The 25,454-nt window shown below is 71.9% G+C and carries 31 protein-coding genes; 7 read left to right on the forward strand and 24 right to left on the reverse strand.

All coding sequences use genetic code 11. The features are described 5' to 3' along the window. Positions 1–1,158, forward strand: a 1,158-nt coding sequence (locus ACE3UN_RS15605) for a class II fumarate hydratase (RefSeq protein WP_374675899.1), incomplete at its 5' end; no start/stop codon positions are given. A 130-nt stretch (positions 1,159–1,288) separates the two neighbouring features. Then, entirely contained in the window at positions 1,289–2,215 is a 927-nt protein-coding gene (rpoH, locus tag ACE3UN_RS15610; protein WP_374675900.1) for an RNA polymerase sigma factor RpoH, read from the forward strand. Positions 2,216–2,243: 28 nt separating this feature from the next. Here rpoH and ACE3UN_RS15615 read toward each other — a convergent pair whose 3' ends face one another. The 5 genes from ACE3UN_RS15615 to ACE3UN_RS15635 are packed head-to-tail and all read right to left on the reverse strand — an operon-like array spanning position 2,244 to position 6,424. Continuing rightward, the gene (locus tag ACE3UN_RS15615; RefSeq protein ID WP_374675901.1) at positions 2,244–2,873 is read right to left on the reverse strand and encodes an SCO family protein; all 630 of its coding nucleotides are present in this window, start codon (positions 2,871–2,873) and stop codon (positions 2,244–2,246) included. A gap of 26 nt (positions 2,874–2,899) precedes the next feature. Further along, positions 2,900–3,817 (reverse strand): heme o synthase, encoded by a 918-nt coding sequence (cyoE, locus tag ACE3UN_RS15620; protein ID WP_374675902.1) that lies wholly within the window; start codon positions 3,815–3,817, stop codon positions 2,900–2,902. Continuing rightward, positions 3,814–4,962 carry a heme A synthase gene (locus ACE3UN_RS15625; protein WP_374675903.1) on the reverse strand — a complete coding sequence of 383 codons (1,149 nt, stop codon included), beginning with the start codon at positions 4,960–4,962 and terminating at the stop codon, positions 3,814–3,816. The genes cyoE and ACE3UN_RS15625 overlap by 4 nt, the downstream gene beginning before the upstream one ends. A 6-nt stretch (positions 4,963–4,968) precedes the next feature. Next, on the reverse strand, positions 4,969–5,691 hold the full coding sequence (locus ACE3UN_RS15630; protein ID WP_374675904.1) for an SCO family protein: 723 nt from the start codon (positions 5,689–5,691) through the stop codon (positions 4,969–4,971). After that, positions 5,630–6,424, reverse strand: coding sequence for an SURF1 family protein (locus ACE3UN_RS15635; protein WP_374675905.1), 795 nt, complete (start codon positions 6,422–6,424; stop codon positions 5,630–5,632). The genes ACE3UN_RS15630 and ACE3UN_RS15635 overlap by 62 nt, the downstream gene beginning before the upstream one ends. 24 nt (positions 6,425–6,448) lie before the next feature. On the opposite strand from ACE3UN_RS15635, the gene ACE3UN_RS15640 reads away from it, so the two are divergent. Continuing rightward, on the forward strand, positions 6,449–6,688 hold the full coding sequence (locus ACE3UN_RS15640; RefSeq protein ID WP_374675906.1) for a twin transmembrane helix small protein: 240 nt from the start codon (positions 6,449–6,451) through the stop codon (positions 6,686–6,688). A 91-nt stretch (positions 6,689–6,779) separates the two neighbouring features. Here ACE3UN_RS15640 and ACE3UN_RS15645 read toward each other — a convergent pair whose 3' ends face one another. The 7 genes from ACE3UN_RS15645 to ACE3UN_RS15675 form a co-directional block, all read right to left on the reverse strand. Continuing rightward, a complete protein-coding gene (locus ACE3UN_RS15645; RefSeq protein ID WP_374675907.1) occupies positions 6,780–7,664 on the reverse strand; it encodes a cytochrome c oxidase subunit 3 in 885 nt (294 codons plus the stop codon). A gap of 51 nt (positions 7,665–7,715) precedes the next feature. After that, positions 7,716–7,979, reverse strand: coding sequence for a DUF2970 domain-containing protein (locus ACE3UN_RS15650; RefSeq protein WP_374675908.1), 264 nt, complete (start codon positions 7,977–7,979; stop codon positions 7,716–7,718). Beyond that, a complete protein-coding gene (locus ACE3UN_RS15655; RefSeq protein WP_374675909.1) occupies positions 7,976–8,551 on the reverse strand; it encodes a cytochrome c oxidase assembly protein in 576 nt (191 codons plus the stop codon). Before ACE3UN_RS15655 ends, ACE3UN_RS15650 begins: the two co-directional genes overlap by 4 nt. 23 nt (positions 8,552–8,574) lie before the next feature. After that, positions 8,575–8,694 (reverse strand): cytochrome oxidase small assembly protein, encoded by a 120-nt coding sequence (locus ACE3UN_RS15660; protein WP_374675910.1) that lies wholly within the window; start codon positions 8,692–8,694, stop codon positions 8,575–8,577. A 29-nt stretch (positions 8,695–8,723) separates the two neighbouring features. Then, complete coding sequence (gene ctaD, locus ACE3UN_RS15665) at positions 8,724–10,355, reverse strand: cytochrome c oxidase subunit I (RefSeq protein WP_374675911.1); 1,632 nt, start codon at positions 10,353–10,355, stop codon at positions 8,724–8,726. Between the two features lie 43 nt (positions 10,356–10,398). Next, on the reverse strand, positions 10,399–11,571 hold the full coding sequence (coxB, locus tag ACE3UN_RS15670; RefSeq protein ID WP_374675912.1) for a cytochrome c oxidase subunit II: 1,173 nt from the start codon (positions 11,569–11,571) through the stop codon (positions 10,399–10,401). Positions 11,572–11,686: 115 nt separating this feature from the next. Then, the gene (locus tag ACE3UN_RS15675) at positions 11,687–12,637 is read right to left on the reverse strand and encodes a biotin synthase (RefSeq protein ID WP_374675913.1); all 951 of its coding nucleotides are present in this window, start codon (positions 12,635–12,637) and stop codon (positions 11,687–11,689) included. Positions 12,638–12,879: 242 nt separating this feature from the next. On the opposite strand from ACE3UN_RS15675, the gene ACE3UN_RS15680 reads away from it, so the two are divergent. Both ACE3UN_RS15680 and ACE3UN_RS15685 read left to right on the forward strand, forming a co-directional pair. Continuing rightward, positions 12,880–13,428 carry a ComF family protein gene (locus ACE3UN_RS15680; RefSeq protein WP_374675914.1) on the forward strand — a complete coding sequence of 183 codons (549 nt, stop codon included), beginning with the start codon at positions 12,880–12,882 and terminating at the stop codon, positions 13,426–13,428. A 31-nt stretch (positions 13,429–13,459) separates the two neighbouring features. Beyond that, entirely contained in the window at positions 13,460–13,924 is a 465-nt protein-coding gene (locus ACE3UN_RS15685) for a tRNA (cytidine(34)-2'-O)-methyltransferase (protein ID WP_374675915.1), read from the forward strand. Between the two features lie 50 nt (positions 13,925–13,974). On the opposite strand, the gene ACE3UN_RS15690 is transcribed toward ACE3UN_RS15685, so the two are convergent. The 4 genes from ACE3UN_RS15690 to ACE3UN_RS15705 all read right to left on the reverse strand — a co-directional run bounded on the left by ACE3UN_RS15690 (position 13,975) and on the right by ACE3UN_RS15705 (position 16,343). Then, positions 13,975–14,955 (reverse strand): NAD(P)H-dependent glycerol-3-phosphate dehydrogenase, encoded by a 981-nt coding sequence (locus ACE3UN_RS15690; RefSeq protein WP_374675916.1) that lies wholly within the window; start codon positions 14,953–14,955, stop codon positions 13,975–13,977. 22 nt (positions 14,956–14,977) lie between these two features. Beyond that, on the reverse strand, positions 14,978–15,442 hold the full coding sequence (gene secB / locus ACE3UN_RS15695) for a protein-export chaperone SecB (RefSeq protein ID WP_374675917.1): 465 nt from the start codon (positions 15,440–15,442) through the stop codon (positions 14,978–14,980). A 130-nt stretch (positions 15,443–15,572) separates the two neighbouring features. After that, positions 15,573–15,830, reverse strand: a complete 258-nt coding sequence (grxC, locus tag ACE3UN_RS15700; protein ID WP_374675918.1) for a glutaredoxin 3 — start codon at positions 15,828–15,830, stop codon at positions 15,573–15,575. 93 nt (positions 15,831–15,923) lie between these two features. Continuing rightward, positions 15,924–16,343: a rhodanese-like domain-containing protein gene (locus ACE3UN_RS15705; protein WP_374675987.1), complete on the reverse strand. Its 420-nt coding sequence runs from the start codon at positions 16,341–16,343 to the stop codon at positions 15,924–15,926. A gap of 115 nt (positions 16,344–16,458) precedes the next feature. Between ACE3UN_RS15705 and gpmA the strand changes: the two genes are divergently transcribed. Next, positions 16,459–17,202, forward strand: a complete 744-nt coding sequence (gene gpmA / locus ACE3UN_RS15710) for a 2,3-diphosphoglycerate-dependent phosphoglycerate mutase (RefSeq protein ID WP_374675919.1) — start codon at positions 16,459–16,461, stop codon at positions 17,200–17,202. 6 nt (positions 17,203–17,208) lie between these two features. Here the strand turns inward: gpmA and ACE3UN_RS15715 are convergent, their stop codons facing one another. From ACE3UN_RS15715 to ACE3UN_RS15740, 6 genes are read right to left on the reverse strand one after another with little or no spacing between them, the layout of a single operon-like run. Next, positions 17,209–17,958 (reverse strand): lysophospholipid acyltransferase family protein, encoded by a 750-nt coding sequence (locus tag ACE3UN_RS15715; RefSeq protein ID WP_374675920.1) that lies wholly within the window; start codon positions 17,956–17,958, stop codon positions 17,209–17,211. Next, positions 17,958–19,286: a dihydroorotase gene (locus ACE3UN_RS15720; protein WP_374675921.1), complete on the reverse strand. Its 1,329-nt coding sequence runs from the start codon at positions 19,284–19,286 to the stop codon at positions 17,958–17,960. The genes ACE3UN_RS15715 and ACE3UN_RS15720 overlap by 1 nt, the downstream gene beginning before the upstream one ends. An 8-nt stretch (positions 19,287–19,294) precedes the next feature. Then, entirely contained in the window at positions 19,295–20,257 is a 963-nt protein-coding gene (locus ACE3UN_RS15725; RefSeq protein ID WP_374675922.1) for an aspartate carbamoyltransferase catalytic subunit, read from the reverse strand. A gap of 5 nt (positions 20,258–20,262) precedes the next feature. Next, a complete protein-coding gene (gene pyrR, locus ACE3UN_RS15730; RefSeq protein WP_374675923.1) occupies positions 20,263–20,760 on the reverse strand; it encodes a bifunctional pyr operon transcriptional regulator/uracil phosphoribosyltransferase PyrR in 498 nt (165 codons plus the stop codon). Then, on the reverse strand, positions 20,757–21,167 hold the full coding sequence (gene ruvX, locus ACE3UN_RS15735) for a Holliday junction resolvase RuvX (RefSeq protein WP_374675924.1): 411 nt from the start codon (positions 21,165–21,167) through the stop codon (positions 20,757–20,759). Before ruvX ends, pyrR begins: the two co-directional genes overlap by 4 nt. Beyond that, positions 21,164–21,754 (reverse strand): YqgE/AlgH family protein, encoded by a 591-nt coding sequence (locus tag ACE3UN_RS15740; protein ID WP_374675925.1) that lies wholly within the window; start codon positions 21,752–21,754, stop codon positions 21,164–21,166. Before ACE3UN_RS15740 ends, ruvX begins: the two co-directional genes overlap by 4 nt. A gap of 109 nt (positions 21,755–21,863) precedes the next feature. Here ACE3UN_RS15740 and ACE3UN_RS15745 point away from each other — a divergent pair, with 109 nt between their 5' ends. Next, the gene (locus tag ACE3UN_RS15745) at positions 21,864–23,378 is read left to right on the forward strand and encodes a deoxyribodipyrimidine photo-lyase (protein ID WP_374675926.1); all 1,515 of its coding nucleotides are present in this window, start codon (positions 21,864–21,866) and stop codon (positions 23,376–23,378) included. A gap of 38 nt (positions 23,379–23,416) precedes the next feature. Here the strand turns inward: ACE3UN_RS15745 and ACE3UN_RS15750 are convergent, their stop codons facing one another. Further along, positions 23,417–24,379, reverse strand: a complete 963-nt coding sequence (locus tag ACE3UN_RS15750) for an alpha/beta hydrolase (protein ID WP_374675927.1) — start codon at positions 24,377–24,379, stop codon at positions 23,417–23,419. A gap of 33 nt (positions 24,380–24,412) precedes the next feature. Further along, positions 24,413–25,450 carry a GGDEF domain-containing protein gene (locus ACE3UN_RS15755; protein WP_374675928.1) on the reverse strand — a complete coding sequence of 346 codons (1,038 nt, stop codon included), beginning with the start codon at positions 25,448–25,450 and terminating at the stop codon, positions 24,413–24,415. Positions 25,451–25,454 lie beyond the last annotated feature (4 nt).

Raw genomic sequence — 25,454 nt, forward strand, 5'->3', positions numbered from 1 at the left:
GCCGCCGCCGCGGTGCTGGCGGGCCGGCACCTCGACCAGTTTCCGCTGTCCGTCTGGCAGACCGGCTCGGGCACCCAGACGAACATGAACGTCAACGAGGTGCTGGCCAACCGGGCGTCCGAGCACCTCGGCGGCGGCCGGGGCAGTGACCGGCGCGTGCACCCGAACGACCACGTCAACCGTGGCCAGTCGTCCAACGACATCTTCCCCACCGCCATGCACGTGGCCGCGGCCACGGTGCTGGCGCGCGACCTGTGGCCGGCCCTGCAGGCGCTGCAGGCGACGCTGGAGGCCAAGGCCGCGGAGTTCGCGGGCCTGGTGAAGATCGGCCGCACCCACCTGCAGGACGCCACGCCGGTCACGCTGGGCCAGGAGATCTCCGGCTGGGCGGCGCAGCTGCGGCTGGCGGGCGAGGCCCTCCAGGCCACCGAGCCGGCGCTGCGGGCGCTGGCGGTGGGCGGCACCGCCGTGGGCACGGGCCTGAACACCCACCCGGCGTTCGCCACCCACGTGGCCGAGCGGCTGTCGGCCGACACGGGCCTGGGCTTCACGCCCGCGGCGAACCGCTTCGCGGCCCTGGCCGGCCACGAGCCGCTGGTGGCGGCCCACGGGGCGCTGAAGGCCCTGGCCACGGCCCTGATGAAAATCGCCAACGACGTGCGCTGGCTGGCGTCCGGCCCGCGCAGCGGCCTGGGCGAGATCCGCATTCCCGAGAACGAGCCGGGCAGCTCCATCATGCCCGGCAAGGTGAACCCCACCCAGTGTGAAGCGCTCACCATGCTGTGCGCCCAGGTGATGGGCAACGACGTGGCGCTGGGCATCGGCGCGGCCAGCGGCAACTTCGAGCTGAACGTGTTCAAGCCGCTGATCGCGCAGGCCTTCCTGCAGAGCGTGCGCCTGCTGGCCGACGGCATGGCCAGCTTCGACGCGCACTGCGCCCGCGGCATCGAGCCCGACCGGGCGCGCCTGGACGAGCTGCTGCGGCGCTCACTGATGCTGGTGACGGCCCTGAACCCGCACATCGGCTACGACCGGGCCGCGGCCATCGCCAAGCACGCCCACGCCCACGGCCTGTCGCTGCGGGAGGCGGCGCTGGCGGTGGGTGGGCTCAGTGGCGAGCAGTTCGATGCCTGGGTGCGGCCGGAAGACATGGTTTAGAAGCGCTCACTCACTTCCAGGGCAGCGTGTCAAGGCCCGCCCGGGCGGTTCCGCGAGCGCCTTAGCACTCACCACGTCAGAGTGCTAATATGAACGGAACCCCAGGCCCGCTGCCGGATCACACGCCACGATGAACACTGCCACCTCCGCCACCCAGACCCTGGCCTTGCGCGACCCGTGGGCACTCGTTCCCCCGGTCGGCAACCTGGACGCCTACATCAGCGCGGTCAACCGCATTCCCCTGCTCACGGCGGAGGAAGAAGGCGACTTCGCCCGGCGCCTGCGCGAGCAGGGCGACCTGGAAGCCGCCGGCCGGCTGGTGCTGTCGCACCTGCGGCTGGTGGTGTCGGTCTCGCGCCAGTACCTGGGCTACGGCCTGCCGCACGGCGACCTCATCCAGGAAGGCAACATCGGCCTGATGAAGGCGGTCAAGCGCTTCGATCCGACCCAGGGCGTGCGCCTGGTCAGCTACGCGATGCACTGGATCAAGGCCGAGATCCACGAGTACATCCTGCGCAACTGGCGCCTGGTGAAGGTGGCCACCACCAAGGCGCAGCGCAAGCTGTTCTTCAACCTGCGTTCCATGAAGCAGGGCCTGAAGGGCCATGCCGAGGACGGCGACACCCACCGCGGCACGCTGAGCGCCGCCGAGATCGACGTGGTGGCGCGCGAGCTGAACGTGAAGCCGTCCGAGGTGGTGGAGATGGAAACCCGCCTGGCCGGCGGCGACGTGGCGCTCGAGCCGCAGACCGACGACGGCGAGGAGAGCTTCGCGCCCATCGCCTACCTGGCCGACGAGACGCAGGAACCCACCCGCGTGCTGGAGGCCCGGGGCCGCGACGCGCTGTCCAGCGATGGCGTGTCCCACGCGCTCGACCAGCTCGACGCCCGCAGCCGCCGCATCGTGGAAGAGCGCTGGCTGAAGGTGAACGACGACGGCAGCGGCGGCATGACGCTGCACCAGCTGGCCGCCGAGTACGGCGTGAGCGCCGAACGCATCCGGCAGATCGAGGCGGCCGCGCTCAAGAAGATGCGCAAGTCGCTGGAACCGGCCTGACGGCCGGCCCGCGCCGGCGCCGGCAGGATCAGGCGCCGCCCAGCAGCGCCTTCACGTCGTGCGCCAGGGCCTCGGGCCCGCTGCCGTAGCGCTCGACCAGCCTCACCCGCCCCTGCGGGTCGAAGACGAACGCATTGGCCGTGTGGTCGATGGTGTAGCTGCCTTCGGTCTGCCCCGGCACCTTGGCGTAGAACACCTTGAAGTCGCGGGCAATGGCCTTGGTCTCGTCCAGGCTGCCGCGCAGGGCGACGAAATCCGACCCGAAGTTGGCGACGTAGGCCTTGAGTACCTCGGGGGTGTCGCGCTCCGGGTCCACCGTGACGAACACGCCGACCAGCTTGCTGCCCTCGGCACCCAGCATCTGCTTGGCCGCGGCCACCTCGGCCAGCGTGGTGGGGCAGACGTCCGGGCACTGGGTGTAGCCGAAGAAGACCACCGCCACCTTGCCCTTGAAATCGGCCAGCGTGCGCGGCTGGCCGCTGGCATCCGTCAGGTTGAGTGTCTGCGCATAGGTGGCCCCGGTGATGTCGATGCCCTTGAAGGCCACGGGCTCGGGGCGGCTGCAGCCCACGCCCCCGAGGGCGGCGGCCAGGGCCAGGGCGGCGGCCGCATGCAGCCCGGCACGACGGGACACCGGGAGACGGAAGGGGCGGGGCATGGGGGTCACGGCAGTGGGCCGCCGGCTCAGGCCAGCAGCGGGCTCAGGTAGTGGTCCAGCAGCAGCGCCGCGAACAGCAGCGACAAGTGCCAGATGGAAAAGCGGAAGGTCTGGCGGGCCAGCGCATCGGAGTAGGCGCGCCAGAGCCGGAACGCATAGGCGATGAACATCGCGCCGAGCACCACGGCGCTGGCCAGGTAGATCCATCCGCTCATGCCATACACGAAGGGCAGCAAGGTGCCGGCGAACAGCACCAGGGTGTACAGGAACACGTGCAGCCGCGTGAACTCCGCCCCGTGCGTCACCGGCAGCATGGGCAGGCCGGCGCGCGCGTAGTCCTCCGCGCGGTACAGCGCCAGCGCCCAGAAGTGCGGCGGTGTCCACAGGAAGATGATCAGGCACAGCAGCCAGGCCTCCGGGCCGGCATCGCCCCGCACGGCCGCCCAGCCGAGCACCGGCGGCATGGCGCCCGAGGCACCGCCGATCACGATGTTCTGCGGGGTCAGCGGCTTGAGCACCACCGTGTAGACGATGGCATAGCCCACGAAGGTGGCCAGCGTCAGCGCCATGGTGAGCGGATTGACCCACCACCAGAGGATGGCGCAGCCCGTGCCGCACAGGACGGCCGAGAAGGTGAGCGTGTGCCGGTTCGCCAGCTCGCCCTGGGCGGTGGGCCGCCAGGCGGTGCGCTTCATGCGCCGGTCGATCTGCTGCTCGATCAGGCAGTTGAACGCCGCGGCGGCACTCGCCACCAGCCAGATGCCCGCCGTGCCGGCCACGAGGATGCGCCAGTCGGGCCAGCCGGGCGAGGCGAGCAGCATGCCGATCACCGCGCAGAAGACGATGAGCTGCACGACGCGCGGCTTCGTCAGCGCGTAGTACTGCGACCAGCGGGACGGGGGACGGTGGGCAGTCACGGCAGGGGTGGCGAGCGGCGGGGTCATTGTGGCGCGGGATGGGGCATGCGCACCGGCGAGGGCGCAGGGGAAGCGGTCGAAGTCGTCGGCAGCGTGGCGCGTGCGGCCAGCGCCACGACGCACCACACCAGGCCGGCGGCCCCGGCCGTGTGCAGCAGCGCCGCAGCCAGCGGCCAGTGGAGCACGACGTTGGCCGCCCCGGTGGCCACCTGCAGCGCCAGCAGGCCGGCCAGCACGCCGGCCGGCCGGCCATGGCCCGCGCGCCACACGGCCGTGGCCAGGGCCAGCAGCGCCGCGGCCGCGGCCACCGCCACCAGCCGGTGCGTCCAATGGATGGCCACCAGCGCCTCGGCGGGCAGGAAGCCGCCCTCGCCCGAGCGGCCCAGGTGCCGGAGCAGCGTGAAGCCGTGGCCGAAGTCCATGCCGGCCGGCCACCACTGGCCATTGCAGCTGGGAAAGCCCCGGCAGGCCAGCACGGCGTAGTTCGTGCTGACCCAGCCGCCCAGGGCCACCTGCAGCACCAGCAGCCCCGCGGCCAGGGCCAGCAGCCCGCGCGCTCCGCCGCCCAGGGCCAGGGGCCGCGCGCGGTAGCGCTCCACCTGCACCACGAGCAGGGCCAGCAGGGCCAGGCCGCCCAGCAGGTGCGCCGTGACGATGGCGGGGTACAGCTTGAGCGTGACGGTGTACTTGCCGAACAGGCCCTGCACCAGCACCCACGCCAGGGTGGCCGCCAGCCAGGCCCACGCGAAGGGCAGGTCGCGCCGCACACGCCAGCCCCAGGCAGCCAGCAGCAGGATGAGTGCGCCCACGGTCATCGCCAGGTAGCGGTGGATCATCTCGATCCAGGCCTTGCGGGCGGTGACCGGCCCGGTGGGCTGCGCGGATTCCGCGGCCGCGATCTGCGCCTGCGCGGCAAAGGGGCTGGCCTCGCCGTAGCAGCCTGGCCAGTCCGGACAGCCCAGGCCGGAATCGGTGAGCCGCGTGAAGGCGCCGAAGACCACCAGGTCGAAGGTGAGGAACAGGGTGAGTGCCGTCAGCGCGAGCCGCCGGGCCCGGCTGCCCTCATGCCGGTGGCGCCACCACCACAGGGCCAGCGGCAGCAGCGCCAGCCCCGCCGCCAGCCCCAGCAGGCGCAGCGCGGGCGACAGGTCGACCAGCGGCGTGGTGTCCATGCGGGCTCAATGCTCGCGGCCCGGCCGGTCCCAGAAGGCCGACGCGCGCAGCAGGCGCTCGACGTCGCGGTGGAAGCGCTTGGGCTCCAGCGCGGCGGGGGCACGCATCATCCACTGGCCCATGGGGTCCACCAGGAACAGATGGTCCTCGAGGGCCCGGCCGTCGTCCGCGGCCAGCCAGGCCTGCACCGCCTCGCGCGGCGCGCGCAGCACGGTGGCCGGGGCCTCGCCCGTGGTGAGCGCGGTGGCGATGGGCGCGCGCAGCGGCGCGTCGTCGGTGACGAGCCACACGCGGTCGATGCGCTGGCGTTCACGGCCGGTCATCTCGCGCAGCTGGCGTTGCTCGTACAGGCGCGCCTCGCAGCGGCGGTCGCAGTCGCCCCCGGCCACCACCACCAGCAGCCATTGGCCCTTCAGCGAGGCCGGCGCGACGGCCTGGCCGGCCAGGTCGCGCAGCGCCATGTCCGCCGGCAGGACGCGCGGCGGGTCGATCAGCGTCGCGTAGTTGCTGCGCCCGGCCGGCCGCACCACGTAGTAGGTGAAGTACGAGACGATGACGGGTGCCGCGCAGGCCAGCAGCACCAGCAGCGCAGTGAGCCGGCCGCGCGAACGCGGCGCCGCCGGCAGCACGGGCGTCGGCCCGGTGTGCACCGTGAGCGCCACGGGATCAGCCGCGGGACCGCCCGGCACGCGCGCGGCGCCAGGGTCGAAGGAGTTGGAACCAGACATAGAGTCCTGCCGTGAGGGCCGAGAGGCCGAACCACTGGGCCGCATAACCGTAGTGCTTGTGCACGTCCACCGCCGGAGGGGGCCAGTCGCGCCGCAGCCCGTCGCCCGCATTGCCCGCATGGGGCAGTTCCACCACGGACAGCGGGCGCAGTGCCAGCCCGGTGTCGCGCTGGAACGCCGGGCGGTCGAGATTCTGCCGGATCGCCCCGGCTGCGTCCTCGCCCAGCGAGGTCAACCGGGAGGGCCAGGGGGCGATGCGCGCCTGCACCTGCACCGGCCCCTCCGTGGTGCGGTAGGGCGCGATGCGGCTCCGGTCGGCCATGTCGCGCGGCAGCCAGCCGCGCTGCACGATGACGGCGCTGCCATCGGGCAGCCGCAGGGGAGTGAGCACGAAGAAGCCGGGGCGGCCGTCCATCTGGCGGTTGTCGAGGTACACCGTGTGGGCGGCCGACCACTGGCCGCTCAAGGTGATGCGGCGGTGGTGGACGGCCGCCGCCAGGGCCTCGTCCGTGGGCAGGTCGCCGGCCGCGAGCGCGGGCGCCGACGCCTGCGCATCCCGCCCCGCCTGCAGCGCCTGCTTCTGGGCGGCCCGGTCGAGTTGCCACACGCCCAGCCGCGCCGTGAGCAACGTGAGCGCCACCGCCGCGAGCACCACGACGGCACGCCGGCCGCGGGCCGCGGGGGGCGCGGCCAATGCCGCGGCGCTGGGAGGGGCCGTGGGAGGCAGGGTCATGGACGGGTGGAATAATCGGCCGCGATGAAGTTCATCATCATCCTCGCCCTGTTCGGCATCGTCGCCGCGCTGGCCAGCGCCGGCCTGTTCATGCTGCGCAAGGGCCGCCCCGATGCCGGCGGTGCCGACAGCGACGGCCGCGACCGCCGCATGGCCCGCGCGCTGGCCTGGCGGGTGGGGCTGTCGGTGGGCCTGTTCCTGCTCATCCTGCTGGCCTACGCGGCCGGGTGGATCGAGCCGTCGGGCCTGCCGGTGGGCCGCTGAGCCGCACCGGCCCGCCTCGAAGCAAAGACGCCGCCCGGTCGGGCGGCGCATGCGGTGGCTGGTGGCCGGGCGCCGCCCGGCCCGCCAGGCCTCACATCCAGTAGACGACGATGTACAGGCCGAGCCAGACCACGTCCACGAAGTGCCAGTACCAGGCCGCGCCTTCGAAGCCGAAGTGGCGCTGGGGCGTGAAGTGGCCCTTGGACAGGCGCAGCGTGATGAACAGCAGCATCAGCATGCCCACGAACACGTGGAAGCCGTGGAAGCCGGTGAGCATGAAGAAGGTGGAGCCGTAGATGCCGGAGTTGAGCTTGAGGTTCAGGTCACGGTAGGCATGCATGTACTCGTAGGCCTGGAAGCCCAGGAACACCACGCCCAGCAGCACGGTCAGCCACATCCAGAAGATCGTCTTGCTGCGGTTGCCGGCGATCAGCGCATGGTGGGCGACCGTGAGCGTCACCCCCGAGGTGAGCAGGATGGCCGTGTTGATCGTCGGGATGGGCCAGGGGCCCATGGTGGTGAAAGGCTCCACCGTGCCGGCGGGCGCGGCCGTGGCTCCCGCCACGCTGCTCGGCCACAGCGCCTTGAAGTCCGGCCACAGCAGCTGGTTCTCCAGGCTGCCCAGGGCGGGCACGGAGTGCACGCGGGCCCAGTACAGCGCGCCGAAGAAGGCCGCGAAGAACATCACCTCCGAGAAGATGAACCAGCTCATGCTCCAGCGGTAGGACACGTCGATGCGCTGGGAGTACTGGCCCCCTTCGCTCTCGCGGATGGCGTCGCCGAACCACTGGTAGAGCGTGAAGAGCCAGACCACCAGGCCCAGCAGCAGGGACCATTTGCCCCAGTCGGCGCCGTTGATCCACTGGCCTGCGCCCAGGATGACGAAGAACAGGCCCAGCGCGGCCATGGCCGGATGGCGCGATGGGGCCGGAACGAAGTAGTAGGGCGTCGCCCCGTGGTTGCTCGCTGCGGACATGCGTCTTTACTCCAAAGGAACCGTTGGAACCGTGTCTTGTTGTCTCGATACTCAGGCCGCGGCCACGCCGCTGCCCACCACCCAGCGCACCAGCAGCACCAACGCCAGCACGAACAGCGCCGCCCCCACCACCCCGGCCACGATGACGTGCACGGGGTTCAGCTGGCTCACGTCCTGCTCGTACCCCCGCCCCTTGCGGATGCCGAGGAACGACCAGGCCACCGCGCGCAGCGTGCCCAGGAAGGAGCCCTTGCGCTGCACCGCCTCGCGCAGGCCGCCGTCATCGGGCGGGGGCGTGCCGGGAGCGCCGCTCACGAGCGCGCTCCGGGCGGCGTCGGCACCTTGCCGCCCACCTCGAAGAAGGTGTACGACAGCGTGATGGTGGTCACGTCCCTGGGCAGCTTCGGGTCGATGTAGAACACCACCGGCCACTGCTTCGCCTCGCCCGGCTGCAGCAGGTACTCGTTGAAGCAGAAGCACTCGAGCTTGTTGAAGTGCGGCGCGGCCTGGTGGGGCGCGTAGCTGGGCACGGCTTGCGCGGCCATCGCATGCGGCTGCCGGTTGCGGAATTCGTACATCACCGTGGCCAGTTCGCCGGGGTGCAACTCCACCGACGCGACCGCGGGCTTGAAATCCCAGGGGCCGCGGGCGTTGGCGTCGAACTCCACCGTGACCCGGCGCGAGGTGTCCACCTGCGTGTTGGCGGGACGCTCGCGCCGGCCGCCCTGTTCCGCGAGGCTGAGCACGTTGATGCCCAGCGCATCGCAGATGTGGCGGTACAGCGGCACGAGCGCATAACCGAAGGCGAACATCGCCGCCGTCACCACCAGCAGCTTGACGACCATCTGCCGGTCGTCGCGCCGCGAGGGGAGCCACTTGCGCACCATGGATGTCGTCGTCGCAGGGCGCCTCAAGGCCCCATCAGCGCGATCTTCGCGATGAAGCCCAGCGCGAACACCAGCGCCACCGAGGCCAGGATCCAGCCCAGGCGGCGGTTGGCCCGCCGTTGTGCGTCGTGCAGCTGTGCCATGGTGGCGCCTTGCCGTGAGCCGTGAGCCGTCAGCCGAGGATGCGGGTCGCGGACGCGTCCAGCTTCGGCGGCGTCTCGAAGGTGTGGAACGGCGCCGGCGACGGCACCTCCCACTCCAGGCCCTCGGCGCCCTCCCAGGGCTTGGCCGGCGCCTTCTCACCCTTGCCGCGCATCATGGGCAGCACGACGAAGAGGAAGAAGTACACCTGCATCAGGCCGAAGCCGAACGCGCCGATCGATGCGAGGGCGTTGAAGTCGGCGAACTGCATGGGGTAGTCGGCATAACGACGCGGCATGCCGGCCAGCCCCAGGAAGTGCATGGGGAAGAACGTGACGTTGAAGAAGATCAGCGAGCCCCAGAAGTGGATCTTGCCGCGCGTCTCGGAGTACATGACGCCCGTCCACTTGGGACCCCAGTAGTAGACGCCGGCGAACAGCGCGAACAGCGAGCCGGCCACCAGCACGTAGTGGAAGTGCGCGACCACGTAGTAGGTGTCCTGCAGCTGCTGGTCCACCGGCGCCATGGACAGGATCAGGCCGGTGAAGCCGCCCATCGAGAACACGAAGATGAAGCCCACCGCCCAGAGCATTGGCGTCTCGAAGGTCATGGAGCCGCGCCACATCGTGGCCACCCAGTTGAAGATCTTCACGCCCGTGGGCACGGCGATCAGCATGGTGGCGTACATGAAGAACAGCTGGCCGGTCACCGGCATGCCGGTCGTGTACATGTGGTGGGCCCACACGATGAACGACAGGATGGCGATGGAGGCCGTGGCGTACACCATGGAGGTGTAGCCGAACAGCCGCTTGCGCGCGAAGGCCGGGATGATGGCGCTCACGATCCCGAACGCGGGCAGGATCATGATGTAGACCTCGGGGTGGCCGAAGAACCAGAAGATGTGCTGGTACATCACCGGGTCGCCACCACCGGCGGGGTTGAAGAAGCTGGTGCCGAAGTGGCGGTCCGTCAGCGTCATCGTGATGGCGCCGGCCAGCACCGGCATCACGGCGATCAGCAGGTAGGCGGTGATCAGCCAGGTCCAGGCGAACAGCGGCATCTTCATGAGCGTCATGCCCGGCGCGCGCATGTTCAGGATGGTCACGATGATGTTGATCGAGCCCATGATCGACGACGCGCCGAGGATGTGCATCGCGAAGATGCCGGCGTCCATCGACGGGCCCATCTGCAGCGTGAGCGGGGCGTACAGCGTCCAGCCGGCCGCAGGGGCGCCACCGGGCATGAAGAAGCTCGCCACCAGCATGAGCGCCGCGGGGATCATCAGCCAGAAGCTGAAGTTGTTCATCCGCGCGAAGGCCATGTCGGACGCGCCGATCTGCAGCGGGATCATCCAGTTCGCGAAGCCCACGAACGCCGGCATGATCGCCCCGAACACCATGATCAGCCCGTGCATGGTGGTGAACGAGTTGAACAGCTCGGGGTTGAAGAACTGCAGGCCCGGCTGGAACAGCTCCAGGCGGATGCCCAGGGCGAGCACGCCGCCGATCATCAGCATGGTGAAGCTGAACAGCAGGTACAGCGTGCCGATGTCCTTGTGGTTGGTGGCGAACACCCAGCGCCGCCAGCCGGTGGGGGCATGGTGGTCGTGGTGGTCGTGGGCGTCGTGCGCGTGGCCGCCGTGGTGGTCGAGAACAGCACTCATGAGGGTTCCTTGATACCTGGATGCGTCAGGAGGTCAGCGGCCTTCAGGGGCGCGCGGCCTGCACTTCGGCGGGCTGCACGACCTGGCCGGTCTTGTTGCCCCAGTGGTTCTTGGTGTAGGTGACGACCGCGGCGATCTCGGTGTCGTTGAGCTGCTTCCAGGGCGGCATGGCACCGTTGGCGGCGCCGTTCAGCACGATCTTGATCTGCGCCAGCTTGTCCTCGGACAGCACCACGGGCGAGCCGTCCAGCGGCTTGATCGGGCCGGCACCCTTGCCGTCGGGGCGGTGGCAGACCGCGCAGTTGGCGGCATAGACCTTCTCACCGCGCGCGATGAGGTCGGCCTGCGCCCACACCTTGCTCGGGTCGTCGGCCTTGGCGGCGATCTTCTTCTGCTCGGCGGCCACCCAGGCGGCGTAGTCGGCCTTGGACAGCACCTTCACATGGATGGGCATGTAGGCGTGTTCCTTGCCGCACAGCTCCGCGCACTGGCCATAGAAGTCGCCGGTCTTCTCGGCACGGAACCAGTTGTCGCGCACGAAGCCCGGGATCGCGTCCTGCTTCACGGCGAAGGCGGGCACCATCCAGGCATGGATGACGTCGGCCGCGGTGGTGATGATGCGCACCTTGGTGTCCACGGGCACCACCAGCGGGTTGTCCACCTTGAGCAGGTAGTCGTCGCCCTGCGGCGTGCCGGCGTTGGACAGCTCGCGATGGCCGAGGTCGAGCGTGGACAGGAACGAGATGCCGGCGCCCTCGCCCTTGAGGTAGTCGTAGCCCCACTTCCACTGGTAGCCGGTGACCTTGATGGTCAGGTCGGCGTTGGTGGTGTCCTTCTGGGCCACCACGGTCTTGGTGGCCGCGAAGCCCATCGCGGTGACGATGAGGAAGGGCACGATCGTCCAGGCGATCTCCACCGCCACGCTCTCGTGGAAGTTGGCGGACTTGGCGCCCACCGACTTGCGGTGCTTCAGGATGGAATAGAACATCACCCCGAACACGGCCACGAAGATGACCAGGCACACGATGAGCAGGCCGTTGTGCAGCGTCTGCACGTCGCTCGCGATGCGGGTGACCGGCGGATGCAGGTCGATCTGGTTGACGGCCGGACCTCCCGGCAGGTCGTTGACGGCCAGGGCCGCCGTCGACGCCAGGCCCGCTGCGAGCGCGACCGCGCCTGCGGCGACGCGCTGGCAGAGCTGTGTTGTCATCTTCATCGTCGTCGTCACTTCCGTTCCAAACCCAGACTTCGTCGGCGAAAGCGTGGCGACCGGCAAGAGCGCCTAGCGCGCCCTCCCAGACCACGCTTTGATCCAGATTAACCGAACGATTCTAGCCGGCCTGCTTTTTGGGACCGGCGTTGCGGAGCATCAATTTCATCTCATCGAGAGCGATTTGTGTCTCCGCCTGAACCCGAGGTCCGGCGTCGGCGGCACGGAAGGCGTGGCCATAGACCAGCTCGATGTCCAGCGTGATCAGCCCGTCGACGGCGCGCTGCCCGAGCGCATGGCACAGCCGGCTGCGCCAGCGCGGCGTGCGCAGCCCGGCGAAGCGCCGAGGCGAGAAGTTGGCGCCGAGTCCGTGCAACTCGGTCACCAGGGCCTCGGGCGATCGGTAGGTCAGGCGCAGTGTCTCCTGGTCCATCACCGGCTCGGCCCAGCCGTGGGCCACCAGCATGTCGCCCAGGTCGTGCATGTCGACGAAGGGCGCGTGCGGCGTCCCCCAGCCGGCCTCGTCGTACACCTCGCGCAGCAGCGACAGGCTGCCCGGGCCGAGGGTGGAGAACATCAGGAAGCCGTCGGGTGCGGTGGCCCGGTGCCAGGCCTGCATCAGCGGCTCCGGGTCGGGGGCGAAGTGCAGGCGCATGTTCGACCACAGCAGGCCGGCGCCCAGGCCGGCGGTGGCGTCCACCGCCACCGCCGCCACCTCCGCCTCGCCAGGACGCCACAGCCGACGCCACCAGGGCGCCGGCGGCGCCGCCTCCGCACCGGGCCCGGCGGGACACACCGCCAGCACACGGGCCGCGGGGTAGGCCTGCGCGAGAGACGGCGCGCTCGCACCGGCGCGGCCCGACCAGTCCAGCACGAGGGCCGGCTCGCGCTTGATCCACGTCAAGCGCTCCGCCATGCGGCGAGCCGCTTCGGCGTGCAGCCACGGCGGCTCGGGCGCCGCGTCCAGCCGCTGGCGGGCCCGGGCCGATGCACGCGCATCCACGCGGGAGGCCGACGCCGAGGCGCCCCCCGCATCGTCGGCCGGCGTGGAAGGCGGGACAGGCGCGTGCATACGGCTCAGTATATTGAGCGCCCATGCCGCCCCGCGCCCTGCCCTGGCCCCGTCCCACTGCCGCGCAGGGGCGGCGCCCGCTGGGGCTGCGCTGGCCGGGCCGGTGTGGCGTCTGCCTCGCGTGGTGCCCGGGCGGGGGTCTCTGTGGCGCCTGCCTGCAGGCGTACGCGCCCGCCGTTCCGCGCTGCACCCTCTGCGCCGCGCGCGTGCCGGCGGGGCTGCGGCACTGCGGCCGATGCATCGTGCAGGCGCCGGTGCAGGGGCATGCCGTGGCGGCGTTCGACTATGCGTTCCCCTGGGACCGTGCCATCGCGGCACTCAAGTTCCGCGACGGCCTGGGCTGGGCCGGGGTGCTGGCCCGCACCCTCACCGACGCGGTGGCCGACGCGGCGCGCGCCGGAAACATCGCCCCGGCGGACCTGGTGACGGCGGTGCCGCTGTCCGACCAGCGGCTGCGCGAGCGGGGCTACAACCAGGCCTGGGAGATCGCCCGCCGCGTTGCCCGGTGGCACGGCCTGCCCGCGCGCCATGACCTGCTGCGGCGTCTGCGTGACTCGCCGCCCCAGGCGTCGCTGGACCGCGCCGCGCGCGCGGCCAACCTGCGCGGGGCGTTCATGCCCGGCGGCCCGGAGGCGCGCACCGCCGTGCGCGGCCGTGTCGTCGCGCTGGTCGACGATGTGCTCACCACTGGCGCCACCGCCGGCGCGGCGGCGCAGGCGCTGCACGAGGCGGGTGCGGTTGCGGTGCACGTCTGGGTGCTCGCCCGCACCCCCGCCCCGGCCGACGCCTGAGGCGGCACACCACGTGCGGGACAATGCCGGCATGTTCCGCATCGTCCTGGTCCACCCGGAGATCCCGCCCAACACCGGCAACGTGATCCGGCTGGCGGCCAACACCGGCTGCGAGCTGCACCTGGTGGAGCCGCTGGGTTTCTCCATGGACGACAAGCTGCTGCGACGGGCGGGCCTCGACTACCACGAGTTCGCCGAGGTGCAGCGGCATGCCGACTGGGATCGATTCATCGCCCAGGTGCAGCCGCCCCGGTGCTTCGCATTCACGACCCGAGCCACGGCACGCCACACGGACGTGGCCTGGCAGCCGGGCGACGCGTTGGTGTTCGGCAGCGAATCGGCGGGCCTGCCCGAGGCACTGCGCAGCCGGTTCGCCCCCGACCACCGCGTGCGCCTGCCCATGCGCGACGGCCAGCGCAGCCTCAACCTGAGCAACGCGGTGGCGGTCGCCGTGTTCGAGGGCTGGCGCCAGCTCGGCTTCGCAGGCGCGGCCTGAGGCACCGCCAGCGACGAGCCCTCGCCGCCGGCCCGGCCGGCCCCGAGGGCTCACGCCTCGGGCCGCGGGTCGCGCTGCAGCAGCTGGCCCACGGCCTCGCGCGGGCCCACGCCGCCGCGCACCACCGCGTGCACGGCTTCAGCCACGGGCATGTCGACCTGCAGCTCGCGCGCGCGCTGCACCACGGTGGCCAGGCTGTAGGCGCCCTCGGCCACATGGCCGAGGTGCGACAGGGCATCGGCCGTGCTGTGGCCGGCCGCCAGCTGCAGGCCCAGCCGCCTGTTGCGAGAGAGATCACCGGTGGCGGTGAGCACCAGGTCGCCCAGGCCGGCCAGGCCCATGAACGTTTCCACCTGCGCGCCCATGCGCACGCCCAGGCGGGTCATCTCGGCCAGGCCGCGGGTGATGAGCGCGGCGCGTGCATTCAGGCCCAGGCCGAGGCCGTCGGAGATGCCGGTGGCGATGGCCAGCACGTTCTTGACCGCACCGCCGATCTCCACGCCCACCGGGTCGGCCGAGGTGTAGATGCGCAGCGCGCCGTGGTGGAAGGCCTCCAGCAGCGCCGTGCTCAGCGCCGCGTCGAAGCTGGCGGCCACCAGCGCCGTGGGCAGCCCGGCGGCCACCTCCTGCGCGAAGCTCGGGCCGGACAGCACGGCCGCCGGCACGCCGGGCAGCACCTGGCCGGCCACCTCATGGCCCAGCAGGCCGGTGCCGGCCTCGAAGCCCTTGCACAGCCAGGCCACGCGGCCCACCGGCGCCAGGCGCTGCAAGGTGCCGCGCAGCCCGGCCATGGGCGTGGCCACGATGGTCAGGCCCTGCGCACCGTGGCGCGCCGCGGCGTCGAAATCCGCCGTGACGGCGAGGCCCTCCGGCCAGGGGGCCTCCGGCAGGTAGCGCACGTTGCGCCGGTCGGCCGCCATCTGCGCCACCTGGCCGGCGTCGCGGGCCCACAGCAGCACGTCGTGCCGCCGGGCCGCGGCGATGGCCAGCGCGGTGCCCCAGGCACCGGCCCCGAGGAACGCGAGCTTCATGCGCGGCGCGGGTGCCCCGGCATCAGTTGAGGGTCTGCTCGCCGCCCTCGGCAGCGGCCTGCGCCTGCTGCTGGGCCTCGAACATGGCCTGGAAGTTCACCTCGGCCAGGAGGATGGGCGGGAAGCCGGCGCGCGTGCAGATGTCGGACACGATGGCCCGCAGGTAGGGGTAGACCATCTGCGGGCAGACCACGCCGAGGATGCCCTGCACCTGGTCGGCCGGCAGGTTGCGGATCTCGAAGATGCCGGCCTGCTTGGCCTCGATCAGGAACAGGGTGCGCTCGCCGACCTTGGTGGTCACGGTCGCCGTCACCGACACCTCGAACAGGCCGTCGGCCACCGACTCGGCCTGCATGCCCAGCTGGATGTCCACCTGCGGCTGCTGCTGTTCGAGCAGGATCTGCGGCGAGTTGGGCTGCTCGAGCGACATGTCCTTCAGGTACATGCGCTGCAGCTGGAACACGGGGGTCTGGTCTTGCTCGGCCATGGGGGGCTTTCTGAAGGAGGAAATCGGTCGACGAGAAACGACACAGCCCGCAACCGTTGGAGGGTGCGGGCTGCGGCGGGCGATTATGGCGCAGCGACGGGGCCCGCCCGGCGCGCGTGAAGCGGGTGCCTCAGGCGCCCAGCAGCGGCATCAGGCCGCCGCGCTGGTCGAGCGCGATGAGGTCGTCGCAGCCACCCACGTGGGTGTCGCCGATGAAGATCTGCGGCACGGTGCGGCGGCCGGTGAGCTCGACCATGCGGCCACGCGCGGCCGGGTCCATGTCGACGCGCACCTCCTCGATCTGGCTCACCCCGCGTTGCGCCAGCAGCTGCTTGGCGCGGATGCAGTAAGGGCAGACCTGGGTCGTGTACATCACCACCTTGTTCATCGCGCGTCGTTCTCCGGTGCAGTTCGAGGTGTGCCTCGCGGGGCAGGGACGGCCATTGTCCGCCCGAGGCCAAGACCCCGTCGCGCGCGCAGGTCAGCCCGCCGCGCCGCCCTCGACGGGCAGGTTCGCCTCGCGCCAGGCGCGCAGACCGCCCGCCAACGGCACGGCCTTCTCGTGGCCCGCCTTGCGCAGCTGGGCGGCCGCACGGGCCGCACGGGCCCCCGAGGCACACACCACCACCACCGGCAGGGCCTTGTTGGTGGGCAGGCCCCTGGCACCGTCCAGCTGTCCCAGCGGGATATGGCGCGCGCCCGGCACATGGCCGGCGGCGTACTCGGCGGCCTCGCACACATCCACCACCACCGCCTTCTCGCGGTTGATCAGGCGCACCGCCTCGGCCGGCGTGACACCCTGGGCGCCGGCGGCCCCGCGGGAGATCACCGGCCACAGCAGCAGGCTGCCCGAGACCAGGGCCATGACGGCGGGAAGCCAGTTGTCGATGAGAAAGCTCAGCACGGCGAGGGGCGCGGTCGAGGCGGTTGCAAAAGGGGCGCGATTATAGAATTCCCGGCTTTGCCCGGCGGCCCCGCCCGCCGCGCCCTTCCACCGCAACCCGCTGCCACGCACCATGTACAAGCTCGTGCTGATCCGCCACGGCGAATCGACCTGGAACCTGGAGAACCGTTTCACCGGCTGGACCGACGTCGAGCTCACCGACACGGGCGTGGCGCAGGCCCGCGCGGCGGGCGCCCTGCTGAAGGCCGAGGGATTCGATTTCGACGTGGCCTACACCTCGGTGCTCAAGCGGGCCATCTGGACGCTGTGGCACTGCCTGGACACCATGGACCGCACCTGGCTGCCGGTGGTGAAGGACTGGCGCCTGAACGAGCGCCACTACGGCGGCCTGCAGGGCCTGAACAAGGCCGACATGGCCAAGCAGTACGGCGACGCGCAGGTGCTGGTCTGGCGCCGCAGCTACGACACGCCGCCGCCCCCGCTGGGCGCCGACGACCCGCGTGGCCAGCGCCAGGACCTGCGCTATGCCAGGCTGGACCCGGCGCAGGTGCCGCTCACCGAGTGCCTGAAGGACACCGTGGCGCGCGTGCTGCCCTGCTGGAACGAGGTGCTCGCACCGGCCATCCGCAGCGGCCAGCGCATCGTCATCGCCGCGCACGGCAACTCCATCCGCGCGCTGGTGAAGTACCTGGACGGCATCAGCGACCAGGACATCGTGGGGCTGAACATCCCGAACGGCATTCCGCTGGTGTACGAGCTGGACGCCGACCTCAAGCCCATCAAGAGCTACTACCTGGGTGACGCGGAGGCCGCGGCAAAGGCCGCCGCCGCGGTGGCCAGCCAGGGCAAGGCCTGACGGGAGTCAGCCGCGGTCGAGCGCCTGCTGCAGCTGCTGCCGCAGGTGCTCGGCCAGCGCCCGGCGGTCCGCATGGGTGCTGCCTTCGGGCGGCAGGAACTGCAGGTCCACCGCCAGCCCCCGCGCGGTGACGACACGCCAGATGCTGGCCACCAGCGTCATCTGCCCGATGTAGGGCGCCGCCGTGCTGAAGCGCAGGCCCGGCTCGTGGTAGCGCAGGGCCACCGGCTGCACGGGCACCTCGGCCGCGATGGCGGCCTGCAGCAGGTTGCCGTGCATGGGCAGCCCCTGCGCGCCCGCGCCCGTGGGGCCCTCGGGTAACACGGCCACCGTCTCGCCGCGCTGCAGCGCGGCCGCCACCTCGTGCACCACCCGCACCGCGTCGCGCTTGCGCTCGCGCTCGATGAACAGCGTGCCCACCGCGCGGATCAGCCAGCCCAGCACCGGCCAGCGCAGCACGTCGGCCTTGGACACGAAGCGCGCATGGCCGCAGGCGGCGTGGATCACCGCGATGTCCAGCCAGGACACGTGGTTGGCCACGATCAGCACGGCCCCGGGCCGCGGCACGCCGTGCACCGTCAGGCGGATGCCGGCCAGGCGCAGCACCTTCGCGCTCCACCACTGCACCCGCGGCGCCCGCTCGCGCGGGGCGAGCCGCTCGAAGCGCAGGGCGACGATCAGCATGCCATGGCCCAGGTGCAGCAGGCCGCGCACCAGGCGCCACAGCCCCCGCAGCGCGCCCACCCCGGCGCGCATCACGCCTGGCTGGGCCGCGCCTGGTAGGCCACCGTGCCCGCCACCACCGTGGCGCGCACCCGGCCCGGCAGGGCCATGCCCGTCGAGCTGAAGTCGAAGGGCGTGTGCCTGCCCTGGCTGACCAGCTCGCCGGGCTGCACGGACCAGGTGGCGTCCGGATCGAACACGCACACGTCGGCCACGCCCCCGTCCACCAGCCGGCCGGCGCTGCCGGCCAGCGAGCCCAGCGCGTCACCCAGCACGGCCACCGGGGCGCTGGTCACGCGGGCGAGCGCGGCGCTGAGCGGCAGGCCCGTTTCCGCGCCCCACTTCAGCGCCAGGCTGAGCAGCAGTTCCAGGCCGGTGGCGCCCGGCTCGGCTTCGCCGAACGGCAGGGTCTTGGCGTCCGCGTCCACCGGCGTGTGGTCGGACACGAGCGCGTCCAGCGTGCCGTCGGCCAGGCCCGCGCGCAGCGCATCGCGGTCGGCCGCCTGGCGCAGCGGCGGGTTCAGGCGCATGGCGCTGTTGAAGTAGCCGATGTCCACGTCGGTGAGATGCAGCGAGTTGATGCTCACGTCCGCCGTCACCTTCAGGCCCTCGGCCTTGGCGCGGCGCACCAGCTCGACGCCGGCCGCGCTGGACAGGCGGCACAGGTGAACCCGGGCCCCGGTGGAGCGCATCAGCTCGAAGATGGTGTGCAGGGCCACCGTCTCGGCGGCCACCGGCACGCCGGACAGGCCCAGGCGCGTGGCCACGGCCCCGCTGGCCGCGACACCCTGGCCCAGCCAGCCGTCCTGCGGCCGCAGCCACACGGTGTAGCCGTAGGTGGCGGCGTACTGCAGCGCGCGCGACAGCACCAGCGTGTCGCGGATGGGCACCTCGGCCTGCGAGAAGCCGACGCAGCCGCTTTCGGTGAGCTCGGCCATCTCGGTGAGCACCTCGCCGCGCAGGCCGCGGGTCAGCGCCCCCAGCGGGAACAGCCGGCACAGGCTCAGCTTGCGCGCGCGGAACTTGAGCATGTCCACCAGGCCCGGCTCGTCCAGCGTGGGGTCGGTGTCGGGCGGGCAGACCAGGCTGGTCACGCCGCCCGCGGCCGCCGCGTTCAGCTCGGACTCCAGCATGCCCTCGTGTTCATGGCCCGGCTCACGCAGGCGCGCGGCCAGGTCCACCAGGCCCGGAGCGACGATGCAGCCGGAGGCGTCGATGGTGCGGGCCGGGTCGAAATCGGCCGGCGCCCGGCCGGTGGCGTAGATGCCGGTGATGCGGCCCGCCGCGATGGTGACGTCCGCCGGCTCGTCACGGCCGGAGGCAGGATCGACGACGCGTCCGTTGGTGATGAGGATCTTCATGGGGGGGCTCAGGCTTCATTTCCGGCGATGATGGACATCACCGCCATGCGCACGGCGATGCCGAAGGTCACCTGCGGCAGGATCACGCTGTGGCGACCGTCCGCCACGGAAGAGTCGATCTCCACCCCGCGGTTGATGGGGCCCGGGTGCATGACGATGGCGTCGGGCTTGGCCAGCGACAGCTTCTCGTCGGTCAGGCCGTAGCTCTTGAAGAACTCGCCCGCGCTGGGCAGCATCGCGCCGCTCATGCGCTCGTTCTGCAGCCGCAGCATGATGATCACGTCGGCACCGCGGATGCCCTCGGCCATGTCGTGGCAGACCCGCACGCCCATCTGGGCCAGGTCGCCGGGCACCAGCGTCTTGGGGCCCACGGCGCGGATGTCCGGCACCCCGAGCGTCGCCAGGGCGTGGATGTCCGAGCGGGCCACACGCGAGTGCACGATGTCGCCCACGATCGCCACCGACAGGTGGGTGAAATCGCGCTTGAAGTGCCGGATGGTGTACATGTCCAGCAGGCCCTGCGTGGGGTGCGCGTGGCGTCCGTCGCCGGCATTGACCACGTGCACGTGGGGCGCGCAGTGCTGGGCGATCAGGTAGGGCGCGCCGGACTCGCTGTGCCGCACCACGAACATGTCGGCATGCATGGCCGACAGGTTGGCGATGGTGTCCAGCAGGCTCTCGCCCTTGGAGGCGCTGGACTTGGCGATGTCCAGGTTGAGCACGTCCGCGGACAGTCGCTTGGCGGCGATCTCGAAGGTGGTGCGCGTGCGCGTGGAGTTCTCGAAGAACAGGTTGAACACGCTCTTGCCGCGCAGCAGCGGCACCTTCTTCACCTCGCGGTCGTTCACCGAGAGGAAGGTGCCGGCGGTGTCCAGGATGTGCGTGAGCACGGCCCGGGGCAGGCCCTCGATGGACAGCAGGTGGATGAGCTCGCCGTGGCGGTTGAGCTGAGGATTGCGACGCGAGAGCATCAGCGTTAGTCCTGGAGGGAGAAGGTGAAGCGGCCGCTGTCCTCGCGGGCCAGCGACAGGCGCTGCGACGCCGGCAGCGTCACACGGGCGGCGGCATAGGCGGCGGCCACCGGCAGCTCCCGGCCGCCGCGGTCCACCAGCACGGCCAGCTGCACGCTGGCGGGCCGGCCGAAATCGAACAGCTCGTTGAGCACCGCGCGGATGGTGCGCCCGGTGTAGAGCACGTCGTCGACCAGCACGATGTGCCGGCCGTCGATGGCGAAGGGCAGGTGCGTGGCGTCGGTCCCGCTGGCCAGGCCGCGCTCGCCGAAGTCGTCGCGGTGCAGGGTGCTGGAGATCACGCCGTGCGTGCCGGGCAGGCCCAGGTCGGCCTGCAGGCGCTCGGCCAGCCACGCGCCGCCGGACCAGATGCCGACCAGGGAGCTCTCGGGCCGGAGCAGCGCGCGCACGCCCTCGCGCAGCTCGGCGTACAGGGCTTCGGCATCGAGCGGCAGGGTGGTCATGGGGAACTCTCGCGGAAGTACTGTTCGAGGATGATGGCCGCCGCCGCGGCGTCGGCATCGCGCGCGCCGGCCGCCAGGGCCTCGGTGGTGGTGTAGCGCTCGTCCACCTCGTGCACCGGCAGGTGGAACCGGCCGTGCAGCTGGCGGGCGAAGCGGCGCGCGCGGTGGGTATTGTCGTGCGGCGCGCCATCGGGGTGGAACGGCACGCCCACCACCAGCGCGTCGGGCTGCCACTCCGCCAGCAGGGCGGCGATGGCAGCGAAGCGCGCCTCGCCCTCGGCGGCCACGGTCTTCAGTGGCCGCGCCTGGCCCAGCAGGCGCGTGCCGGTGGCCACGCCCACGCGGCGAAGCCCGAAATCGAAGGCAAGAAGGGTGTCGGGCGGGAGGCGCGGGGCCGGGCGGCTCACGCGTGCCCCGCCTCTTGGCTGAGCATGCGGGGATCGATGCCCAGCAGCGCCAGCGCCCGGTCGTAGCGCTCGGCCACCGGGGTGTCGAAGATGATCTCCGGCCGCGCGTCCACGGTGAGCCAGCCGTTGCGGCCGATCTCGTCCTCCAGCTGGCCGGCGCCCCAGCCGCTGTAGCCCAGGGTGACCAGCACGCGGCGCGGCCCCTGGCCGTGGGCGATCGCCTCCAGCACGTCCTTGCTGGTGGTCATCTCCAGGCCGCCCGGCACCTGCAGCGTCGAGTTGAAGGCCGGGCTGTCGTTGGCCTGCGGCTCGTGCAGCACGAAGCCGCGCTCGGTCTGGACCGGGCCGCCGAAGTACACCGGCTGGCGCGCGAGGTCGTCCACCGGCGCCTGCAGCTCCACCTTCTCGAACAGGTTGGCCAGGGTGATGTCGGTGGGCTTGTTGATCACCAGGCCCAGCGCACCCTTGTCGCTGTGCTCGCACAGGTACACCACCGCACCGGCGAAGGTCTCGTCCGCCATGCCGGGCATGGCGATGAGGAACTGGTTGGTGAGGTTGATGCCCGGCTCCGCCGGCGTGCTGGCCATGCGGGCGATTCTATTTCAGGGGTGTCTTGACCCTGCTGGCCTGCGCCCGGCTGCCCCCTCGGCGCACGGGGCCTGCAGGCGCCGGCCTTCTCGGCGACACTGCCCGCCGATGCACGCGACGCCCGCCTCCCACGCCCCTGCGCCCCGTCTCGACCATGCCCTGGTGTGGTTCCGCCGCGACCTGCGGGTGGACGACCACGCCGCGCTGTATGCCGCCTGCCGCGGCGCGCACCGCGTGCATGCCGTGTTCGTCCTCGACACCGACATCCTGGCCGCCCTGCCCCGCACCGACCGGCGGGTGGAGTTCCTGCGCGACAGCCTGGTGGACCTGGACGACCAGCTGCATGCGCTGGGCCGCTCGCATGGGGTGGCGGACGTCCGCCTCATCGTGCGCCACGGCAGCGCGCGCGACGAGCTGCCGCGCCTGGCCGCGCAGCTGGGCGTGCAGGCCGTGTATGCCGCCCATGACGACGAGCCCGATGCCCTGGCGCGCGACGCGGCGGTGCGGGGCCGCCTGGCCGACATCGGCTGCCTGCTGCACACCGTCAAGGACCACGTGGTGTTCGAGCGGGACGAGGTGATGACGGCCACCGGCTCGCCCTACAGCGTGTTCACGCCCTACAAGAACGCCTGGCTGCGCAAGGCCAACGAGTTCTACCTGCGCGCCTGGCCGGTGGCCCGCCACGCGGGCAGCCTGGCGCCCTGGCCGGCGGCGGCGGGTGAGCCGGGGGTGCCCGCGCTGGCGCAGATCGGCTTCGAGCCAACCGACCTGCGCCGCCTGCGCCTGCCCACCGGCAGCAGCGGCGCCCATGAGCTGCTCGACGACTTCCTGGACCGCATCGACGACTACGACCGCGCGCGCGAGTTCCCGGCCGTCAAGGGGCCCAGCTACCTCGGGCCGCACCTGCGCTTCGGCACGGTGTCCGTGCGGCGCCTGGCCCGCGAGGCCTGGCAGCGCACCCAGGCGGGCTCGCGCGGCGCCGAGGTGTGGCTGTCCGAGCTGATCTGGCGCGACTTCTACCACCAGATCCTGCACCACCATCCGCGCGTGGTGGGACACGCCTTCCGGCCGGAATACGACGCCCTGCACTGGGAGCACGGCCGGCACGCCGAAGAGCGCTTCGAGGCCTGGTGCGAGGGCCGCACGGGCTACCCGCTGGTGGACGCGGGCATGCGCCAGCTGGTGCAGACCGGCTACATGCACAACCGCCTGCGCATGGTGACGGCGAGCTTCCTGGTCAAGGACCTGGGGCTGGACTGGCGCCGCGGCGAGGCCTGGTTCGCGCGCTGGCTGAACGACTACGACCTGGCGTCCAACAACGGGGGCTGGCAATGGGCCGCGTCCACCGGCTGCGACGCCCAGCCCTACTTCCGCATCTTCAACCCGGTGTCACAGAGCGAGAAGTTCGACCCCGAGGGCCGCTTCATCTTGCGCTATGTGCCGGAGCTGGCTGGCCTGGTCGGCCCGGCCCTGCATGCGCCGTGGAAGGCCCGCCCGCTGGAGCTCGAGGCCGCCGGCCTGCAGCTTGGCCGAGACTACCCGGCGCCCATCGTCGACCACGAGGCGGCCCGCCAGCGCACCCTGGAGCGTTTCGCGGCCGCGCGCGCAGGCAGCGGGCGCTGAGCCGGGCGGCGCCGCCCCGGGGCCGACTGGCTGGCTGGCTAGAGCCAGCCGAGCTTCTTCAGGCCGGCGAGCATGCCAGCGAGCGTGGTGTCGAAGTCCTCGCCTTCGCGGCGCTTGGCATTGAAGAAGCCATGGCCGCGGCCAGGGAAGGCCTGCACCGTCACCTCGCCGGCGCCCAGCTGGCGCGCGCGGTCGCGGAACTCGCCCGCCTGCGCAAAGGGCACCACCTTGTCGGCCGTGCCGTGGAAGATCCACGTCGGCGGCAGGCTCGCGTCCATCAGCAGCGTGGGCGACATGGCGCGGCGCTGCTCCACCGGCACCGGCCTGTCGTAGCGCTCCAGGTTGAGCGGCGCGTTCATGACGAACAGCGCCTGCGGGCGCGGGCTGACGCCGAGGTCGTCCGACGGGTCGTCGAGCGGGCCGACCGGGCTGTTCCGGGGCACCGGCACCGCCGTCATCAGCGCCAGGTGCCCACCGCTGGAGCCACCCCCGGCCGCGATGCGCTGCGGATCGCAGCCGATCTGCGCGGCCCGGGACTTGACGAAGCGCAGCGCCGAGCGCGCGTCCTGCACCGCCGGCACCGGCAGCACTTCCGACTCGCTCATCAGGCGGTACTGGGCGCTGATGCCGATCACCCCGTGCTCGGCCAGCGCGCGGGCGTAGGCCATGAACTGCTTGGGGTCGCCGTTGCGCCAGGCGCCGCCGTGGAAGAACACGACGCAAGGCCGCGGGCCCGGGAAACGGGCCGCCGCGGGGCGGGCCACCTGCAGGCGCAGGCGCTGCGCCCCCACTGTCTTGTACAGCAGGACGTCGGCATGGGCCAGGGCCGGGTCCACCGGCCGGGCCGCCGCGGCGGGCGCGGCCGGAGACGGGGCCGGAGCGGGCGGCGCCGCCGCCGGCGCGGCGGCGGCCACCTGGGCGCTGGCGCCGGCACCGCCCAGCAGGGCGGCCAGCCAGCGCTTCCAGCCTCGGCGGCGCGGGGGGGGAAGGGGCGTGGGCATGGGGCGCATTGTGGGCCCCGGCAGGCGCCGGCCTCAGAACAGGTCGATGTCGCCGGCCTTGTGCTCGTCCTCGAGCCGGCCCTCGCGCACCAGCGCGGCGTGGCAGCGCACCTGGTCGCGCCCGTGGTTCTTGGCCCAGTAGACGGCACGGTCGGCGCGTTCCACGGCGGCGCTGGGTGTGTCACCGTGGCGCACGTCGGTGAAGCCCACGCTGACGGTGATGCGATCGACCTGCGGGAACGCGTAGCCGCGCACGGCCTCGCGGAACCGCTCGAGCGCGGCCTGGGCATCGTCCTCGCCGGTGCAGCGCAGCAGCACCACGAACTCCTCGCCGCCGAAGCGGTAGAGCTGGTCGTAGAAGCGGAAGCAACTGCGCATGATGCGCGACAGCAGCAGGAGCACCTCGTCGCCGATGAGGTGGCCGAACCGGTCGTTGACCTGCTTGAAGTGGTCGATGTCCACCACGCCCAGCCAGAAGCCGGCGGGCCCGCCCTGGCGGCGGTCGTTCGCCTGCGTGCCCAGCGGCAGGGGGACCGCGGCGGCAGAGGCCTTGTAGAAGGTCTCGTCGAAGCTCTTGCGGTTGAGCAGGCCGGTGAGGGTGTCGCGCTCGCTGTAGTCGAGCAGGCCCTGCACGTTGCGGTAGATGCGCAGCACCCCGCCCAGCAGGCGGCGCACCGCCTCGTCCAGCGGCGCGCCGGTGCTGACCTCGACCACGCCCGCCACGCCGGTGTCGGACGGCAGCGGCAACAGCAGGGTGGTCTGGCCGTTGCTGCGGTCCACGGTCTCGATGTCGGTGGCGCTGCGCAGGCAGCGCAGGCGCTCGGGGAACTGCTCGAGCACCGGCAGCGCACGCGGGTCGGCCCAGGAGGAATCCGCCCGCGCGGCCACGTCGTCGGCCCCCAGCGTGGCTCGCGTCAGCCAGCGTTCGTCCCCCGGGTCGCCGACGACACGGTGGACGGCGACGCTGCCGCGCTGCACGAGGTCACGGATGGAGGTGACCAGCGACACGTCGAGCGTGTCGCGGTCACGCAGACCGGTCAGGTCCGCCAGCTGGTCGACGATCTGGGACATGGGA

Origin of the sequence: Ideonella sp. (genome assembly GCF_041918995.1) — a bacterium.
In the GTDB taxonomy this organism is placed as follows: Bacteria; Pseudomonadota; Gammaproteobacteria; order Burkholderiales; family Burkholderiaceae_C; genus Ideonella.